Origin of the sequence: Streptococcus sp. 45, assembly GCF_900108865.1 — a bacterium.
In the GTDB taxonomy this organism is placed as follows: Bacteria; Bacillota; Bacilli; order Lactobacillales; family Streptococcaceae; genus Streptococcus; species Streptococcus ruminicola.
Map to the genome: position 1 here is coordinate 537,371 of NZ_FNXZ01000001.1, position 15,963 is coordinate 553,333.

The window sequence follows — 15,963 nt, forward strand, 5'->3', positions numbered from 1 at the left end:
AACTAATATCATGATAAACATAATAAAAAACACTTAAGTCAAATTCCTTTCATTACCTTATATCGCATCAAATCATCCATAGTCTCCTTTTCCATTTTTCCTTACCTTTCAATCATACAAAAGCGCAAAAAAACAGACATCCGTAATTTACGAATATCTGTTTACCTTTTTGGTTCAAAATTAGACTAATTTTAATTTGACAGCTTCTCGTACAGCACCTACTCGCCCTGTAACGTTTAATTTCGTGCAAATATTTGTCACATGGGTATCGACCGTTCGTCTGCTGATAAATAATTCTTTAGCAATTCGAGCATTAGAATATTCTTCAGCAATCAAGCGTAAAATACTCAATTCAACCTCTGTCAACAATTGCTTTTTCTGACCTTCTAAAAGACTATCTGGAATGACACAATTCCCATTAGCGACATTGATAATAGTACTCGTTAATTCCGTACAAGATGTCTCTTTTGGCAAAAAAGCTTTGACACCAAGTTCATTGGCACGCTTGTGCAACATAGGCTCATAAAATCCTGAAATGAGAATAATCTTTGGAAAATCAATGTGCATTTGCTTTAATTGTTCAATCAACTCAAAACCATGAATATCTTTCAACATCAAATCCATGATTAGAACATCCACTTTTTTACACAACAAACAGAGTTTCAACTCTTCAACTTCTGTAAATGCACCGACAATGTCAAATTTTTCTTCTTGAGATAATTGTGTACAAATGCCTTGTAAAACCAACTCGTGGTCATCAATCACTGCTATTTTTATCATTCTTATCTCCTTTCGGCAATAGCATTCTTATTTTGGTTGGTGACTTTTCAATTTGCAATTCACCACCTAGAAGTGCTAATTTTTCAGCAATCACATTAAGTCCAAAATGGCTCTTGTGGTCATCTGGCCGTTCAACAAACTTACCATCATCAGAAACTTCAACCACAAGCTGATTGTTAGACTCAAATATAGCTAACTTAATCTGCTTAGCATTACCGTGCAAAATACTATTGGTAATCAATTCCTTTATCGAGCGTAAAATAAAATTACTCACTCGACTTTCAAAATGATAACTGTCAAAAGCCATCTCATGTTCAATCGTTACTGGTTCTTCTTTCTGAAACTTATTCAAGAGTTCCAAAATAGCATTTTTCAAGCCAAGTTCCTTAATCATCAAAGGATAAATGTTAGAGCACAGCTCACGCAGTTCAAAAACAACATCATCCAAAGTATTCAAGACCTCACTTTTGTCGACGTCTCCTGCAGACTCAATTTGTTTTTTATGGTAAATCACCTCTTGGATGATTGTGTCATGAATAGTGATGGCAATGTCCTCACGTTCCATCTCAACGGCAGAAAAAATTGTTTGCCCATCCAGACGATAATTTAGCTGCTTTGCCATGTCCATAAAATCCTTGATAATCGGCAAAGAACACAAAATAAACAAGAAACAATAAATCGCCACAAACCATATCGGCATGAATTTCATCATCACTGCAAATGAAATCATGACAAAAGTTGACACGATGGCTTCCAAAACGTAAACCACAGGTAAGGGCAAGTGCGTTCTCGTCACCGTTAAACGATTGACAATTAAATGATTCACCGCTCCCGTAATCGGAAGAAATAACAGAGGAATCGTGCACGAAAACGGAAGATCATAAGGTAAAGGAAAAACATAACCAATAAATAAAGGAATCAAACTAAGCAGCGTCAATAAAATTAAATTACCCTTCTGCAAAAGAAATGATGAATAATCCTTTACCAAAGAAAGGGCAGCTAGTATCAACAAAAACGAGAAGCTGACATAAAAAATACCACCAGATAAGTATTTTACAAAAATCAAAGGAAGTGAGAACTCTTGGACCAAAATGAAAATCAAAACGGTCACCAAAGAATAACCCATAACAATCCTTGAAAACGAAGACAATTTTGTTGCCGCTTCTTTAAGAATACTTGCTCGCCAAAAAACATCAATGAAAAAAGGAAGCAAGGTGATATACAAAACCACAAATAAGCGTCCTAAAGTATCTCCCATACTCGAAGGTATCAGGGAACTAAGAAAAAATGCTGTCGCAATTAAAAACAAGCTATATCGCTTACTTGACCGACTCGTCTTGTCTTTTTTTAAAGGTAAAATCGCCCAAACTAACAACACAAAGGCTATCGCCTCAAAAATAAGAAACAAAGATTTAAATGACTGATTTCCCTTAAAAACAATCCGTTTTTCCTGATGATTACGCTCGACAAGGACAGATTTTGCCTGTTCAACAATCAGCCATTTATTCAGCAAAACGTTTTTTTGACTCTCTTGCTGATCAATTTTTAAAAGAAGATCTCCTTCAGAAAGTTCTGTTTCCTTGGCTAAGCCGCCATTGTGAATATCTGTAACTCGCCAATTACCATTCTTAAAATCAGCTTCAACTCCCAGATAATGGTGATGGCTTGTAAAAGCAAAATAATACGCCCCAATCACTAAAAATATCAGCAAGGATATTCTCAGCCAAACTTTCTTACTTATCCTAAACATCTCTCAACTCCTTTACCATAAAACTCCTCAAATCGTGTGATATGGAACTATTATAGCAAAAAATATCATGAAATAAGATAGAACTATTAAATATTCTGATTTTTTAAGGACTGCAAAACTAAAAAAAATCCTGAGTCAAACTCAGGAAATCATTCTTAGTTTTTCAATAATTCTGCGTATGATTTTCGGTGACCAAGTTGCACCACTTTACCATCTTTAATCAAAACAGGACGCTTAATCAACATACCGTCAGAAGCAAGTAAGTCAGCAGCTTCATCAACCGTTAAGCCATCAACCTTGTCTTTCAAGCCAAGTGCACGATAAGCTTGACCGCTAGTGTTGAAAAAGTTTTTGATTGTAAAAGAAGAATTTTCAATCCATGACTTAATTTGATTAGTCTTTGGCGTATCTAGCGTAATATCAATCGCTTCAAAATCAGCCCCTAATTCTTTCAATTCTGCCTTAGCACGACGGCATGTGCTACATTTTGGATATTCGTAAAAAGTAAACATTATTCTTCCTCTTTTCTAAAAATAGCATTTTCATGCTCTAAAAGCCAACGTTTTCGCTCGATGCCTCCAGCATAACCAGTTAACTGCCCTTGACTACCTAAAACACGGTGACAAGGAACAATGATAGATAATGGATTTTTACCAACAGCACAGCCAACGGCTTGCGCCGAACTACAGTTAATTTGTTTAGCAATTTCTCCGTAAGTCATTGTTTGACCATAGGGAATTTGTGCTAAAATTGCCCAAATTTTCTTTTGAAAAGCAGTACCTTCTGGCACTAAAGTTAAACGGCTAAGCTCAGGATTTTTTCCTGCAAAATAATCTTCCAGCCAAATTTCTATTTCATCTAAAAAGATATTACCTTCTTCAATTATTTGTTCTGTTTCATAGACACGCTCAAAGTATTTTTGCCCCTCAAAATAAACACCTAAAATTCCATCATCACCAGCTAGCAACGAAAGATCTCCAATAGGTGACGAAAAAAACTTTCGCTTAATTTTTCCTGACATTTTAACTACCTCTTATAAGCTATTATCTTTCCAACGCTCATTGATTTTAGGAGTTCCATCAGAATTAAGTAAAGGTGTTATCCCTGAAGGATCACCAAGTCCACCAATAACTTCAAGATACTCAACCCCAGTTTCACGGTCAACTAGCAAAGTTAAATTTTGTTTTTTATTATCAAACTGAATACTGAAAAATCGTTCTTTCAACTGCTTTTGATAGTCTCTTAATTCTTTTTTCTCCATGATAAATCTCCTTTAAATCATTTTCCTCATTATATCAAATAAAGACAAAAAGAGCCGAGATTTAATCTCAGCTCATCTTAATTATTTCTTAGCAATTAAACGAACACGTACGATATTGTCGCTCGCTTCAAAGTTAGCTACCAAGTGATCAACTTTGGCTTTATCTGTTTCATCAAGATCAAGAAGGGTATAAGCATAATCACCTTTTGAACGGTTGATGATATTATCAATGTTAATGCCAAGTTCAGATACCGCTGTTGAAATTTTAGCCACGATATTTGGAACATTTTTATTAATAAGAGTAATACGATATGGCGCTGTCAAAGCTTGATGGACATTAGGGAAATTAACTGAATTAGTGATTTCACCTGTTTCCATAAATTGACGAATGGTTTTACCAGCCATAATCGCACAGTTCAACTCAGCTTCTGCTGTAGAACCACCTACATGAGGGAAGACAGTGATTTTATCTTTGTTAAGCAATTCTTCAGTTCCGAAGTCTGTAATGTAACGTTTGACAACACCTGCTTCGATAGCTTCAAAAAGTGCTGCATTATCAACCAACTCACCACGCGCAAAGTTGATAACAACAGTTCCTTTTTGCATCAAACCAAACGCTTCGCTATCAAATGTATGGCGTGTTTCATCTGTCAATGGCACGTGAACAGTAATGTAATCACAATTTGCAAAAATTTCTTTGACATCATCAACACGTTTGACATGGTGTGAAATATTCCAAGCTGTTTCAATAGAAACATATGGGTCGTAACCCAAAACGTTCATTCCAAGACGTTGGGCGTAATTAGCAATACGTCCACCAATAGCACCAAGTCCGATGACGCCAAGCGTTTTACCAGAAATTTCATTTCCAGCAAATTGCTTTTTGCCAGCTTCGACTTGTTTTGGTACGTCATCACCTGAAAGAGTATTGACCCAAGCGTTAGCTGCGATGTAATCACGTGCTGACATCAAAATTGATGCAAGCACCGCTTCTTTAACCGCATTAGCATTGGCACCCGGAGTGTTGAATACTACAATCCCTGCTGCTGTTGCATCGGCAATCGGAATGTTATTTGTCCCTGCACCAGCGCGTGCAATTGCTTTTAGATTTTCAGGAAATTCAACGCCGTGAAGATTTTGACTACGAAGAATAAAAGCGTCAGGATTTTCTGCTAAATCCCCATCAACTTGAAACTGATTTCCTAATTCTTTAAGACCTACTTGATTAATATTATTAAATGTTTTAACACTGTATACCATATTTACCCCTTTACACCAAGAGCCTGGGATAAAATCTCAGACTCAAATGGCTTATATCGCTATAAAAGAAACACGTTTATTTTTCCTAACCTAAACTTTTCGCAGAAATCTTATTTATTTTCTGCTTCAAATTTTTTCATGAATTCAATCAAATCAAGCACACCTTGACGAGGGAAGGCGTTGTAAAGACTTGCACGCATACCACCAACTGAACGGTGACCTTTAATATTCTTGAAACCAAGTGGTGTTGCTTCTGCGACAAACTTAGCATCAAGTTCTTTACTTGGTGTCACAAATGGAATATTCGCTACTGAACGTTCTGCTGGATTCTTAACAGGATTTGTGTAGAAATCTGATTGGTCGATGAAGTCATACAAAAGACCTGATTTTTCACGGTTAGCAGCCTCCATCTTGTCAACACCACCGAAAGCTTTCACCCATTCAAAGACAAGTTTTGCAATATAGATGCTGTATGCAGGTGGTGTATTATAAAGTGAACCCGCTTCAGCTTGGATACGATAATCAAGCATTGCAGAAAGTGTTGGCTCATCATTCAAGAAATCTTCACGAACAATAACAACAGTCACACCAGCAGGACCAATATTTTTTTGAGCGCCCGCATAAATCAGTGCAAAATCTTCAACATTATAGCGAACCGCTAAAATATTAGAAGACATATCTGCCACAATTGGTACACCATTAGTATCTGGAAGGTCATAAATAGAAGTTCCTTCAATAGTGTTATTTGTTGTGATGTGAACGTACGCAGCTTCAGGGTCAATATCTTTTGGATCAAATGTAGGAATATGATCATATACAGTATCTTCTGACGAGGCTAGGAGCAAGGGTTCAAAAGGAACGGATTTGGACAATTTAACAGCTTCAGCATAAGCTTTTTTACCCCATGATCCACCAACTAGATAATATGCCTTACGTCCCTTAGCTAGGTTCAAAGGAAGCATAGTGAATTGTGTAGATGCTCCGCCTTGAAGGAACATTACTTTGTAATTATCAGGAATTGCCATCAATTCACGCAATAATTTTTCAGCTTCTTTAATGATATTATCAAACTCTTTGGAACGGTGGGACATTTCTAAAACACTCATGCCGCTACCTTGGTAGTCAAGCATTTCACGCTGTGCTTGTTCAAGCACTGGTTTTGGTAACACTGCAGGACCTGCAGAGAAATTGTAAATTGTCATAAAAATACCTCCGTATAATGGTATAAATTATATCACAATTTTCTGAATTTTGTAAAGATTTTTACGGATTTTTATCCAAAATATTTATGAATAACCATGTTATAATAGTAAATAACAAACATTAAGGAGAAAAAATGATTATCAAAGAATTTTGTGCTGAAAACACAACTTTGCTCAGCCAACTTGACTCATCTGTTAAACGTGTTGAACTTTGTGACAATTTAGCCGTTGGTGGAACAACTCCTTCATACGGTGTCATCAAAGAAGCTGCGCGCTATCTTCACGAAAAAGAAATCTCACTCGCTACAATGATTCGTCCACGTGGTGGTAACTTTGTTTATAACGATAGCGAACTTCGAATCATGGAAGATGATATTCTTCGTGCAGCAGAATTAGAAAGTGACAACCTAGTTCTTGGGCTTTTAACTGAAGATAACCACATCGATGTTGAAGGGATTGAACAACTTCTTCCATCAACTCAAGGCTTGCCACTAGTCTTTCATATGGCATTTGACCAAATTCCTCTTACTGATCAAAAAGAAGCTATTGACCAACTTGTCGACCTTGGTTTTGTACGTATCCTAACTCATGGTTCTTCAGAAAATAATGATATTTTTGAAAATGTTGACCATCTTAAAGAATTAGTTGATTACGCCGACGGACGCATTGAAATTATGATTGGTGGCGGCGTTACGGCTGATAATTACCAAGAACTAATTGAAAAAACTGGTGCCCAAGCAGCACATGGCACTAAGATTCGTTAATAACCCTATAGCACTTTGTGATGGCAAGGTGCTTTTTTATACCAAAAAATCCGAATTCATCTGAATTCGGATTTTCCATCACATTTATGTTAACTTTGGAGATATCTTTGTCACCTAAACGGCGTCTCCTCCACGTTCACCTGTACGAATACGGATGACTTCTTCGATGGGAAGAATGAAGATTTTCCCATCTCCGACTTCTCCAGTGTGAACAGCTTTGCAGATAATATCTACAATTTCGTCAACCGCTGCATCATGAGTAACGATTTCAACTTTGACTTTTGCAAGCAATGTTGGAACAATTTTTTGACCACGAACATATTCTGCAAAACCTCGTTGGTTACCATACCCTAAAACTTGGCTGACGGTCATCCCTTTTGTAAAACCAGCCTTTGATAAGGCATCCTTCAGATCTTCCAAGCGATCTGGACGAATAATAGCCTCGATTTTTTTCATAATGTACACCCTTTCTAAACGTCTCTATTATAACTTAGTTTAACTCAGTTTTTTATTTTCGACAAGCCAAACGTTGCTGCTTATGAATCCAATCCCATGAAAGTTGGGTAAGCTGTTTCTTCATGTTCGCTGTCATCAAGACCAATAGCTTCGGCACGGTCTTCAACTCGAATACTTGTAAAGATTGAGATAATCTTAACAATGATGAATGTAGCAACTGCTGACCAAACGATTGTGAAAATAATAGCTGCGATTGTTACTAGGAAAAGATGTGCATTTCCATAAATCAAACCAATATTGTGTTTATCAAGAGCAAGTTCTGGTGTTGTGAAAAGTCCTGTTACCAATCCACCAAAGATACCACCGATACCGTGACAACCAAAAGCATCAAGTGCGTCGTCGTAACCAAATTTGCTCTTAAGAACTGAAATAGCGAAATAACAAATTGGGCTTACACAAAGACCAATTAAAAGTGAACTCCATGTTGATACAAAACCTGCGCCAGGTGTGATAGCGACAAGTCCTGCAACCAATCCAGTTGAAGCACCGACAAGTGAGAATTTACCAGTCAAAACTTTTTCAACAAGCAACCAAGATAGCATTGCTGCCGCTGCTGAAATATGAGTTGTTACAAAAGCATGAACTGCAAGACCATTAGCTGCTAAAGCAGAACCTGCGTTAAATCCAAACCAACCGAACCAGAGAAGTCCTGCACCAAGGAAAACAAACGGAACATTATGAGGACGATATTCTAAACGGTCATAGTCACGACGTTTACCAAGAAGAATGGCTAATACCAAACCAGAAACCCCTGAAGTAATATGAACTACATCACCACCGGCAAAGTCAATCGTACCCCATTGAGCCAAAAGGCCTTCGTCCCAAACCATATGAGCAAATGGGAAGTAGACTACCAAAAGCCATAGAACAACGAAAATAACTAGTGGTGTAAATCTCATACGTCCTGCTGCTGCCCCTGTTAAAATGGCAACTGTGATGATTGGGAACATCATTTGGAAAGCAGCAAACAAAGCATCCGGAATTGCTAGACCTCGTGTACTAGCTGAATCACTGACACCATTGAAAAATAGATGAGAGAAGTTACCAATAAGACTTCCGCTTCCACCAAATGAAAGAGAGTAACCACAAATCATCCACATTACAGAACCAACCGCAATAGGAATCGCACACATCATCATGGTGTTGATGACATTTTTACGTCTTCCTAAACCACCGTAGAAGAAGGCTAAGCCAGGTGTCATTAAGAAGACTAGGCCAGCACAGATAATCATAAAAGCAATACTTCCTGCATCCATATCAAAAACTCCTTTTATTTTCTAAGGTTTTAATTTTTAAAACCAAACTCAAAATCTCTAACATCGCGTTAGATTTTTATGTTAGATAATATAACACTATTTTTTGGACAAGTAAAGAGTTTTTGGATAAATTTTCTGAATTTTTTAATTTTATAACAAGTGATGTCAGAGCTGAATTTCAGCAAAAAATGTTCATTCAACCTTATTTTAAAAGCTTTTAGCATGATTTAAAAAATACACAAGATGTTAGTTTTTAGTTCGTTTTCTTTATAACTATATATGTTATATTTTCTTACATAAAATTGTAAACAAACTAAAAAAACGGGAAATAATCCCGATTTTTTATGTTTTTTATGAAATACCGTGATAAGCGTTATAAACTTCTTGGCGATTTAAACCATAAGTTTTGGCAACTTGTTTAATGGCTTGGTTAGGTTTGTCTCCAGCTTCAACTAAGCTAGCCACAAGTTCTGCCGGATTTAAGTCTTCAGCAGCAGCTTCAGTTAAAACAGCTTGATCCTGACCAGAAACAATTAACAAACACTCACCTTTTAATGGATTTTCAGCAATGTAATCCAAAAGTTCTGAAATTGCGCCGCGTTGGTATTCTTCATAAAGTTTTGTCAATTCACGGACTAAAACAACTTGTCTGTCACCATAGACAGCTAACATGTTCTCCAACGTATCTGACACACGATAAGGTGATTCATAGAAGATTTGAGTCTCAGGATAAGCTTTTTTGCTTTCAAAAAAGTCTTTTTGCTGTCCTGATTTTCGTGGCAAGAAACCATAAAAGATGTGAGGCTGCGGTGCTAGACCACTTGCAATCAGGGCTGTAATCCCTGCTGAAGCACCTGGAAGAGCAACAACAGTGATATCTTCAGCAATCGCCGCTTTGACCAAATCATGTCCTGGGTCAGAAATTGATGGCATTCCGGCATCCGATACCTGCGCCAAATTTTTTCCAGCTTTCAAAAGCTCGATTAACTCTGGGATTTTTTCATAGGCATTATGCTCATGAAAACTAATTTGCTTAACAGCAATATCAAAGTGCTTCAACAAGAGACCTGTATTACGAGTATCTTCTGCGCAAATAAAATCAGCTGTTTTAAGGGTCTCCACAGCACGAAAAGTCATATCTTGTAAGTTACCAATAGGTGTTGGAACAAGATACAGTGTCCCGTAGTCGCTCTGACCTTTGAAACTTTTTTGTACTTTCATATCAGATAACTACTCCCTATCTAAGACTTCCATACAGAACATGCATTCTTCGTCATTTTCACGACGTTGTCCGTAATAGTCATTACAAATATGGAAACCATCATGGTAAATACTTTCAATATATTTCTTACCTTGTTTAGAAGATTTTACAGGAGCTTCTTGTTCTAATTGAGAAAGACGAGTGCGTAATTTGTCATTCTCAAGTCGAAGAGCTGTATTTTCTTCTAACAAAGATTGTACTTGTTTTTTCATGGCTTCAATTTCAGCCAAGGTAATCATTAAATTTTGTGAAAAGCCATCAAAGGCATCAAATAATTCTTTTTTATCCACGTACTTTGACCTCCTCTAAAGCGTAAGTTAAAAGAGTATGCCGTTCAGGTAATCTTACCTTAACAGTATCAGAAAAGACATCAATTCCTGCAACTACTCCTAATCCATCAACCGTTTCAATTTCTGTCCCCAAATCAGGGAATTTCTCCTTAGAGGTTTTATAAAATTCATCCTCAAAGCTCAAACAGCACATCAAACGACCACAGATACCAGCCGTTTTTCCAGTGCTAAGTGACATACCTTGATTTTTAACCATCTTGATTGATACCGGTGGAAATTCTCCTAAGAAACTAGCGCAACAAAGGGCACGGCCACAAGGGCCAACACCACCATAAACTTGTGCTTCTTCACGACTATTGATTTGGCGAAGTTCAATACGTGTTTTGAAGTGGGCCGCTAAATCACGCAAAAGCTGACGGAAATCCACACGGTCTTCCGCACAAAATGTAATCAAGACATAACTTCTTTCCAAAGGAAAGACAATGTCGATGACTTTCATTTTAAGCTGATTAGCCTCAATCAACTCATTTACTTTATCAAATGAATTCATCGCCAAAGTCATATTCTCTTGATAAGCTTGAAAATCTTTATCATTTGCTTGACGAAGGACGCTATCCATTTCAGCAGGTAATTTAACCTCGTCCATATCTTCATTAGCTGTCACAACTTGAGCTAAGCGACAACCTTTTTTATTCTTGATGACTAAATAATCACCAACTTGATAGTTTTGGTTTGGCAAAACATAGACAACTTTGCCTGTTTCTTCGTATTTTACACTCAATACTTCTGTCATGAAATCACCATATATTCTAGCACATTTTGGAAGCTAACATTACTTCTCCACATTTGCTGTGCCTTATAACTTTTCTCTAAATAAGTTAGACTCTCTTTTTGATTAAACTGCTTTGCTAAGAACAAAGGGAGCAGTTGAAAAACTAGTTCTTGCTCAGACTTTTCAGGTGCCGCCTGAACCAAGCGTCCTGTTTCCAAATATGCTGTTGCTTTATCTTTAAAGAGAATTGAGATAAAGCGTTCAATCGTCTGAAGCAAGTCTAAAATCTTTTTATCAGCCATCAACTCATCTAAATGAGCTGGGGTTTTAGCCAATTCAGCTAAAATATCTGCCTGAGTTTTCAGAATGCCAGCTTTCTCAGCTTGTTCGACCAAAAGCTTTTTGTTTTTTAGAAAACGAAAGACCTGCGTACGACTCTTAATCGTTGGAAGGACCTTGCTTTCATCACTAGTCAATAGAATCATGTAAGAAGAACTTTGAGGTTCTTCAATGAATTTCAAAAGACTGTTAGCAGCGTTGACGTGCATCTTTTCACAGTCTTGAATAATGAAAACCTGTGATTTTCCTTCAAATCCTGAACGTGAAAAGTCACGCATCATTTCACGAATCGTCTCTGTCTTGATAATCTGTCCAATCGGTTTAACCACTTTAACATCTGAGAAATCATTGTCATCTATCAATTGACATTCACGGCATTTCCCACAAGGTCTACCGTCACGCAAATTCTCACAGAAACGACTTTTGGCAAGATAGAGTGCAAAATCAAAGCTGGCAAAATCCCCTGAAAAAAGATAGGCGTGGTTCATCCTATCTGATTTTAAAATCTGATTAAAGTCTTTAAAAAGTTGGGGTTGCAAGCACTCTAAATCCATTTTAATTCCTTTACTTTTTTTAGCTTAAATGCTCAAGAATCACTTGTGTTGCTTCTGCAACAACTTGATCAAGATCACGAGACGCATCAATGGTTACAATACGTTCTTCTGTCTGAGCCAAAGCTAGATATCCTTGTCTAACACGCTTGTGCATGTCTAATTTTTCCAAATCAAGACGATTGACTTCACGATCAACATTTTTGGCAATGCGAGCCAATCCGATTTCCGATTCAACGTCAAAATAAAGCGTCAAATCAGGTTCTCTACCGTCAGTTGAGAATTCATTTAACTTAGCGATAATATCCTTATCAAGTCCACGTCCTGCGCCTTGATAAGCTACTGAACTATCAATAAAACGGTCAATCAAGACCACCTTACCAGCTTCTAAAGCCGGCAAAACCTTTTCAACATAGTGTTGACGTCTAGCTGCCATATAAAGAAGCAGCTCTGTTTTACTATCCATCGCAACATGCTTAACATCTAAAATAACGTCACGAATGCGTTCTGCAATTTCAACACCACCAGGCTCACGCGTGGTTACAATATCATAGCCCTTCTCTTGCAAAACTGGAAGCACTTTTTCTAGAACTGTTGTCTTTCCAGCGCCATCTGGGCCTTCAAATGTAATGATTATACCGTTTTTCATGAAAATTCCTTAAATTAGATTTTATACTTCTATTCTATCAAAAATCAAGCAAAAAAGCACTGCAAATCTTAGCAATGCTTCTATATATTCCTTAGTCAATAACTTTAGCTGATGTCAATTCAATCGCATCAACTTGAATCCCCTGCTTAATCAATTTTTCACGCAAATCCGTAACATCAGCTTTGCCATCGATTTGAATCTCAATAGCTACCTTACCAGATCTACGTGTGGCAACTACTGTGCGCTTGATATTAAGATTATCAGCAGAAATCGTGTCAACAATTTTAGCTAGAGTCCCAACAGTATCATCTGCCGTTATGATAACGCGAACCCCTTCTTCTCCGTAACCCGAAACTTCAAGAAAAGCTTTAAAAACATCTTTTTCTGTAATCACGCCATACACCTGTCCAGATTCAACAACTGGCAAAATTCCAACATGATTTTTCATCATTGCATAGACAGCATCCTCAAGACTAGCATAAGGTGAAACTGTGACAACATCACGAATCATAATGTCACGAATTTTTGTTTTATTTAACAAATAATTCATTTCATAAATTGACAAAGAAGTCGCTTTTGATGGACTAGCTTCCGCCATTGTTCGTTCAGTAACAATGCCGACTAATCGATCATTTTCAATAACTGGTAAGCGGCGTAATCCTTGTTCTCTCATCATATCAGCTGCATGAGCAACTGTTGTATCAGGTGATACATAGACAACTTTTCTTGTCATAAAATCTTTAACTGCCATAATTAATCTCCGCTTATTTTTCTTATATTTATTATATCACAAACTGCAAACGATTCCTAAAAAGCTAAACAGCCATAAAAAAGAGTAGACATATTTGCCTACCCTTCCTCAAAAAAACTGATAAAAATCTATCTTATCCACCAAGATAAGCTTTTCGAACTTCTTCAGATTCTAATAATTCTTTACCTGTTCCAGAAAGAACAACTTTACCTGTTTCTAAAACGTAACCACGATCAGCAATCGCTAGAGCTTTATTGGCATTTTGTTCAATCAGCAAAACAGTTGTTCCTTGTTTTTGAATATCTTGAATGATATCAAAAATTTCTTGAATAAAGATTGGCGCAAGCCCCATTGAAGGTTCATCAAGAAGCAACAATTTAGGTTGGCTCATCAAAGCACGTCCCATAGCAAGCATTTGTTGTTCACCACCTGAAAGTGTGGCAGCATCTTGCATTTTACGTTCTTCAAGGCGTGGGAAGCGGTCAAAAACTTTCTTCAAATTCTTTTGATTTTCTTCACGGTCATTGCGTAAAAAGGCACCTAATTCAAGGTTTTCAAGCACAGTCAAGCCAGGAAAGACGTGACGTCCTTCAGGAACTTGCGATAAGCCACTAGCAACAATCTTACGAGCTGGTTCTTTTTGGATTTCTTGACCAAGAAATTCAATTTTACCAGCACTTGGACGAACCAAGCCAGAAATTGTGCGAAGAATGGATGTTTTACCAGCACCGTTGGCACCAATAAGAGTTACAACTTCACCTTCATTGACTTCAAAAGAAACGTCTTTTACAGCTTGGATGACGCCGTAATGAACTGATAAATTATCAACTTTTAACATTGCCATTACCCTTCACCTCCAAGATATGCTTCAATGACGCGTTGATTTGTTTTAATTTCATCTGGTGTTCCATGAGCGATTAAACGTCCATATTCAAGAACATAAATGCGCTCTGTAACTTCCATAACAAGACTCATATCATGCTCGATAAGCATGATGGTAATATCAAATTCTTCCTTAATACGACGAATCAATTGGGTCAATTCTGCCGTTTCTTGTGGATTCATCCCTGCTGCAGGTTCATCCAAGAAAAGAATTTTAGGTTCTGTCGCAAGGGCACGAACAATTTCCAATCGACGTTGTTGACCATAAGGAAGATTTTTGGCTAAAGTTTCCGCATCCCCATCAAGGTCAAAAATAGCAAGAAGATTCATTGCTTTTTGACGAAGTTTCGCTTCGCTGTGATAGAACTTGGGCAAACGAAGAAAACTTGCTAAAAGATATGGTTTGTTTTGGTTAGCCATACCGACAAGGACATTTTCTAAAACTGTCATATCTTTAAAGAGACGGATGTTTTGGAAAGTACGTGAAAGTCCAAGCGATGCAATTTTATAAGGTTTCTTACCATTTAGCAATGTCCCATCAAGAGAAACTGATCCTTCACTTGGTTCGTAGACACCTGTCAAAAGATTGAAAAGCGTTGTTTTACCAGCACCATTTGGTCCGATAAGCCCAACTAACTCACCTTTATCAAGGTGCATTGTCACATCACCAACGGCTGTCAAACCACCGAAATTTTTAGTTAGATTTTTAACTTCAAGCAATGCCATTAGTGATTACCTCCTTTTCCTTTATTAAAGAATCGAGACAAGGTAAATTCTTTTGTCCCTAAAAGTCCACCTGGACGGAAAATCATGACTAAAATCAAAGCAAGTGAGTAGATAATCATACGAAGGTTTGAAACATTTTGCAAGAACATGTTCAAAATACCTAAGACAATAGCCGCAAGGATAGTACCTGTAATTGATCCAAGGCCACCAAGAACAGCAATGATCAAATAATCAATTGATTTCATAATCGTAAAATCTTTTGGAACGACTGTTCCGATGTAACCAACGTAAAGAGACCCTGCAATAGCAGAAATAATTGCCCCCATAACGAAAATCATGACTTTCATTTTCGTTACGTTAACTCCCATTGACTCTGCTGCAATTTCATCTTCGCGCACAGCAATGACTTGACGCCCAGTAGATGATCGCAAGAAATTCAAAATCAAAACGGTAACTCCTGCTACAAAGATAAAGATAACTGGCCATGATGTGTATGGCAAAATTCCTGTCAAACCAGCCGCACCATTTGTTAAATCACCACCATTAACGATAACGATACGGATGATTTCAGCCATACCAAGTGTTGCGATGGCAAGGTAGTCACCTTTCAAACGAAGTGTTGGCACACCAAAGACAAGGGCTACAAGAACCGCAATCACTACCCCAACAAGCATTGAGAAGTAAAAGCCACCGTATGTTGGATTTTGCTGCGTGATAATGGCTGTCGCATAAGCACCGATTGCCATGAAACCAGCTTGTCCAAGAGTAAACTGACCTGAGAAACCAAGCACTAAGTTAGTCCCAAGTCCCATCAAAATACTAATACCAATTCCCATTAAGATTTGGATATAGTAAAGGTTTAAAATATTGGTTTTGGTCAATAATTCAATGATTCCAAAAAGAACCACAATAATCGCAAGCCAAGAAAGGTTAAGTTTTAGATTCTTTTTCAT

General features: G+C 37.4%; 19 protein-coding genes. 1 reads left to right on the forward strand and 18 read right to left on the reverse strand.

Annotated elements, in window-relative coordinates; genetic code table 11:
- Nucleotides 1–180: 180 nt before the first annotated feature.
- The 7 genes from BMX18_RS02590 to serC form a co-directional block, all read right to left on the reverse strand.
- Nucleotides 181–780: a response regulator transcription factor gene (locus BMX18_RS02590; RefSeq protein WP_093814952.1), complete on the reverse strand. Its 600-nt coding sequence runs from the start codon at nt 778–780 to the stop codon at nt 181–183.
- The gene (locus BMX18_RS02595) at nt 758–2,530 is read right to left on the reverse strand and encodes a sensor histidine kinase (RefSeq protein ID WP_093814953.1); all 1,773 of its coding nucleotides are present in this window, start codon (nt 2,528–2,530) and stop codon (nt 758–760) included. Before BMX18_RS02595 ends, BMX18_RS02590 begins: the two co-directional genes overlap by 23 nt.
- A gap of 155 nt (nt 2,531–2,685) precedes the next feature.
- Nucleotides 2,686–3,042, reverse strand: coding sequence for an arsenate reductase family protein (locus BMX18_RS02600; protein ID WP_074560758.1), 357 nt, complete (start codon nt 3,040–3,042; stop codon nt 2,686–2,688).
- Complete coding sequence (locus BMX18_RS02605) at nt 3,042–3,551, reverse strand: methylated-DNA--[protein]-cysteine S-methyltransferase (RefSeq protein ID WP_039696455.1); 510 nt, start codon at nt 3,549–3,551, stop codon at nt 3,042–3,044. The genes BMX18_RS02600 and BMX18_RS02605 overlap by 1 nt, the downstream gene beginning before the upstream one ends.
- Nucleotides 3,552–3,563: 12 nt before the next feature.
- Nucleotides 3,564–3,791, reverse strand: coding sequence for a DUF6440 family protein (locus BMX18_RS02610; RefSeq protein WP_074564231.1), 228 nt, complete (start codon nt 3,789–3,791; stop codon nt 3,564–3,566).
- An 81-nt stretch (nt 3,792–3,872) separates the two neighbouring features.
- Complete coding sequence (locus BMX18_RS02615) at nt 3,873–5,051, reverse strand: 3-phosphoglycerate dehydrogenase family protein (RefSeq protein ID WP_093814955.1); 1,179 nt, start codon at nt 5,049–5,051, stop codon at nt 3,873–3,875.
- Nucleotides 5,052–5,161: 110 nt separating this feature from the next.
- The gene (gene serC / locus BMX18_RS02620; RefSeq protein ID WP_039696452.1) at nt 5,162–6,253 is read right to left on the reverse strand and encodes a 3-phosphoserine/phosphohydroxythreonine transaminase; all 1,092 of its coding nucleotides are present in this window, start codon (nt 6,251–6,253) and stop codon (nt 5,162–5,164) included.
- Between the two features lie 134 nt (nt 6,254–6,387).
- Between serC and BMX18_RS02625 the strand changes: the two genes are divergently transcribed.
- Entirely contained in the window at nt 6,388–7,017 is a 630-nt protein-coding gene (locus tag BMX18_RS02625) for a copper homeostasis protein CutC (protein WP_093814957.1), read from the forward strand.
- Nucleotides 7,018–7,131: 114 nt separating this feature from the next.
- Here the strand turns inward: BMX18_RS02625 and BMX18_RS02630 are convergent, their stop codons facing one another.
- The 11 genes from BMX18_RS02630 to BMX18_RS02680 form a co-directional block, all read right to left on the reverse strand.
- The gene (locus BMX18_RS02630) at nt 7,132–7,473 is read right to left on the reverse strand and encodes a P-II family nitrogen regulator (RefSeq protein WP_039696436.1); all 342 of its coding nucleotides are present in this window, start codon (nt 7,471–7,473) and stop codon (nt 7,132–7,134) included.
- Nucleotides 7,474–7,553: 80 nt separating this feature from the next.
- Entirely contained in the window at nt 7,554–8,789 is a 1,236-nt protein-coding gene (locus BMX18_RS02635; protein WP_093814959.1) for an ammonium transporter, read from the reverse strand.
- A 351-nt stretch (nt 8,790–9,140) separates the two neighbouring features.
- Entirely contained in the window at nt 9,141–10,010 is an 870-nt protein-coding gene (gene rsmI, locus BMX18_RS02640) for a 16S rRNA (cytidine(1402)-2'-O)-methyltransferase (RefSeq protein WP_093814961.1), read from the reverse strand.
- Between the two features lie 9 nt (nt 10,011–10,019).
- Complete coding sequence (gene yabA, locus BMX18_RS02645; RefSeq protein ID WP_039696433.1) at nt 10,020–10,340, reverse strand: DNA replication initiation control protein YabA; 321 nt, start codon at nt 10,338–10,340, stop codon at nt 10,020–10,022.
- The gene (locus BMX18_RS02650; RefSeq protein ID WP_074602650.1) at nt 10,333–11,133 is read right to left on the reverse strand and encodes a PSP1 domain-containing protein; all 801 of its coding nucleotides are present in this window, start codon (nt 11,131–11,133) and stop codon (nt 10,333–10,335) included. Before BMX18_RS02650 ends, yabA begins: the two co-directional genes overlap by 8 nt.
- Complete coding sequence (locus tag BMX18_RS02655) at nt 11,130–12,005, reverse strand: DNA polymerase III subunit delta' (RefSeq protein ID WP_093814963.1); 876 nt, start codon at nt 12,003–12,005, stop codon at nt 11,130–11,132. The genes BMX18_RS02650 and BMX18_RS02655 overlap by 4 nt, the downstream gene beginning before the upstream one ends.
- Before the next feature lie 19 nt (nt 12,006–12,024).
- Nucleotides 12,025–12,651, reverse strand: coding sequence for a dTMP kinase (gene tmk / locus BMX18_RS02660; protein ID WP_074602654.1), 627 nt, complete (start codon nt 12,649–12,651; stop codon nt 12,025–12,027).
- 91 nt (nt 12,652–12,742) lie between these two features.
- Nucleotides 12,743–13,402, reverse strand: a complete 660-nt coding sequence (locus tag BMX18_RS02665; RefSeq protein WP_093814965.1) for a CBS domain-containing protein — start codon at nt 13,400–13,402, stop codon at nt 12,743–12,745.
- Nucleotides 13,403–13,535: 133 nt separating this feature from the next.
- Nucleotides 13,536–14,246, reverse strand: coding sequence for an ABC transporter ATP-binding protein (locus tag BMX18_RS02670; protein ID WP_074564244.1), 711 nt, complete (start codon nt 14,244–14,246; stop codon nt 13,536–13,538).
- Complete coding sequence (locus BMX18_RS02675; protein ID WP_074560768.1) at nt 14,246–15,010, reverse strand: ABC transporter ATP-binding protein; 765 nt, start codon at nt 15,008–15,010, stop codon at nt 14,246–14,248. The genes BMX18_RS02670 and BMX18_RS02675 overlap by 1 nt, the downstream gene beginning before the upstream one ends.
- Nucleotides 15,010–15,963 carry a branched-chain amino acid ABC transporter permease gene (locus BMX18_RS02680; protein WP_039696426.1) on the reverse strand — a complete coding sequence of 318 codons (954 nt, stop codon included), beginning with the start codon at nt 15,961–15,963 and terminating at the stop codon, nt 15,010–15,012. The genes BMX18_RS02675 and BMX18_RS02680 overlap by 1 nt, the downstream gene beginning before the upstream one ends.

Coding starts and splice junctions, on each gene's coding strand:
- BMX18_RS02675 (WP_074560768.1), bottom strand. CDS start 15,010: ATGGCATTGCTTGAAGTTAAAAATCTAACTAAAAATTTCGGTGGTTTG.
- tmk (WP_074602654.1), bottom strand. CDS start 12,651: ATGAAAAACGGTATAATCATTACATTTGAAGGCCCAGATGGCGCTGGA.
- serC (WP_039696452.1), bottom strand. CDS start 6,253: ATGACAATTTACAATTTCTCTGCAGGTCCTGCAGTGTTACCAAAACCA.
- BMX18_RS02665 (WP_093814965.1), bottom strand. CDS start 13,402: ATGGCAGTTAAAGATTTTATGACAAGAAAAGTTGTCTATGTATCACCT.
- rsmI (WP_093814961.1), bottom strand. CDS start 10,010: ATGAAAGTACAAAAAAGTTTCAAAGGTCAGAGCGACTACGGGACACTG.
- BMX18_RS02605 (WP_039696455.1), bottom strand. CDS start 3,551: ATGTCAGGAAAAATTAAGCGAAAGTTTTTTTCGTCACCTATTGGAGAT.
- BMX18_RS02680 (WP_039696426.1), bottom strand. CDS start 15,963: ATGAAAAAGAATCTAAAACTTAACCTTTCTTGGCTTGCGATTATTGTG.
- BMX18_RS02650 (WP_074602650.1), bottom strand. CDS start 11,133: ATGACAGAAGTATTGAGTGTAAAATACGAAGAAACAGGCAAAGTTGTC.
- BMX18_RS02610 (WP_074564231.1), bottom strand. CDS start 3,791: ATGGAGAAAAAAGAATTAAGAGACTATCAAAAGCAGTTGAAAGAACGA.
- BMX18_RS02625 (WP_093814957.1), top strand. CDS start 6,388: ATGATTATCAAAGAATTTTGTGCTGAAAACACAACTTTGCTCAGCCAA.
- BMX18_RS02630 (WP_039696436.1), bottom strand. CDS start 7,473: ATGAAAAAAATCGAGGCTATTATTCGTCCAGATCGCTTGGAAGATCTG.
- BMX18_RS02615 (WP_093814955.1), bottom strand. CDS start 5,051: ATGGTATACAGTGTTAAAACATTTAATAATATTAATCAAGTAGGTCTT.
- BMX18_RS02655 (WP_093814963.1), bottom strand. CDS start 12,005: ATGGATTTAGAGTGCTTGCAACCCCAACTTTTTAAAGACTTTAATCAG.
- BMX18_RS02670 (WP_074564244.1), bottom strand. CDS start 14,246: ATGGCAATGTTAAAAGTTGATAATTTATCAGTTCATTACGGCGTCATC.
- BMX18_RS02590 (WP_093814952.1), bottom strand. CDS start 780: ATGATAAAAATAGCAGTGATTGATGACCACGAGTTGGTTTTACAAGGC.
- BMX18_RS02635 (WP_093814959.1), bottom strand. CDS start 8,789: ATGGATGCAGGAAGTATTGCTTTTATGATTATCTGTGCTGGCCTAGTC.
- BMX18_RS02600 (WP_074560758.1), bottom strand. CDS start 3,042: ATGTTTACTTTTTACGAATATCCAAAATGTAGCACATGCCGTCGTGCT.
- BMX18_RS02595 (WP_093814953.1), bottom strand. CDS start 2,530: ATGTTTAGGATAAGTAAGAAAGTTTGGCTGAGAATATCCTTGCTGATA.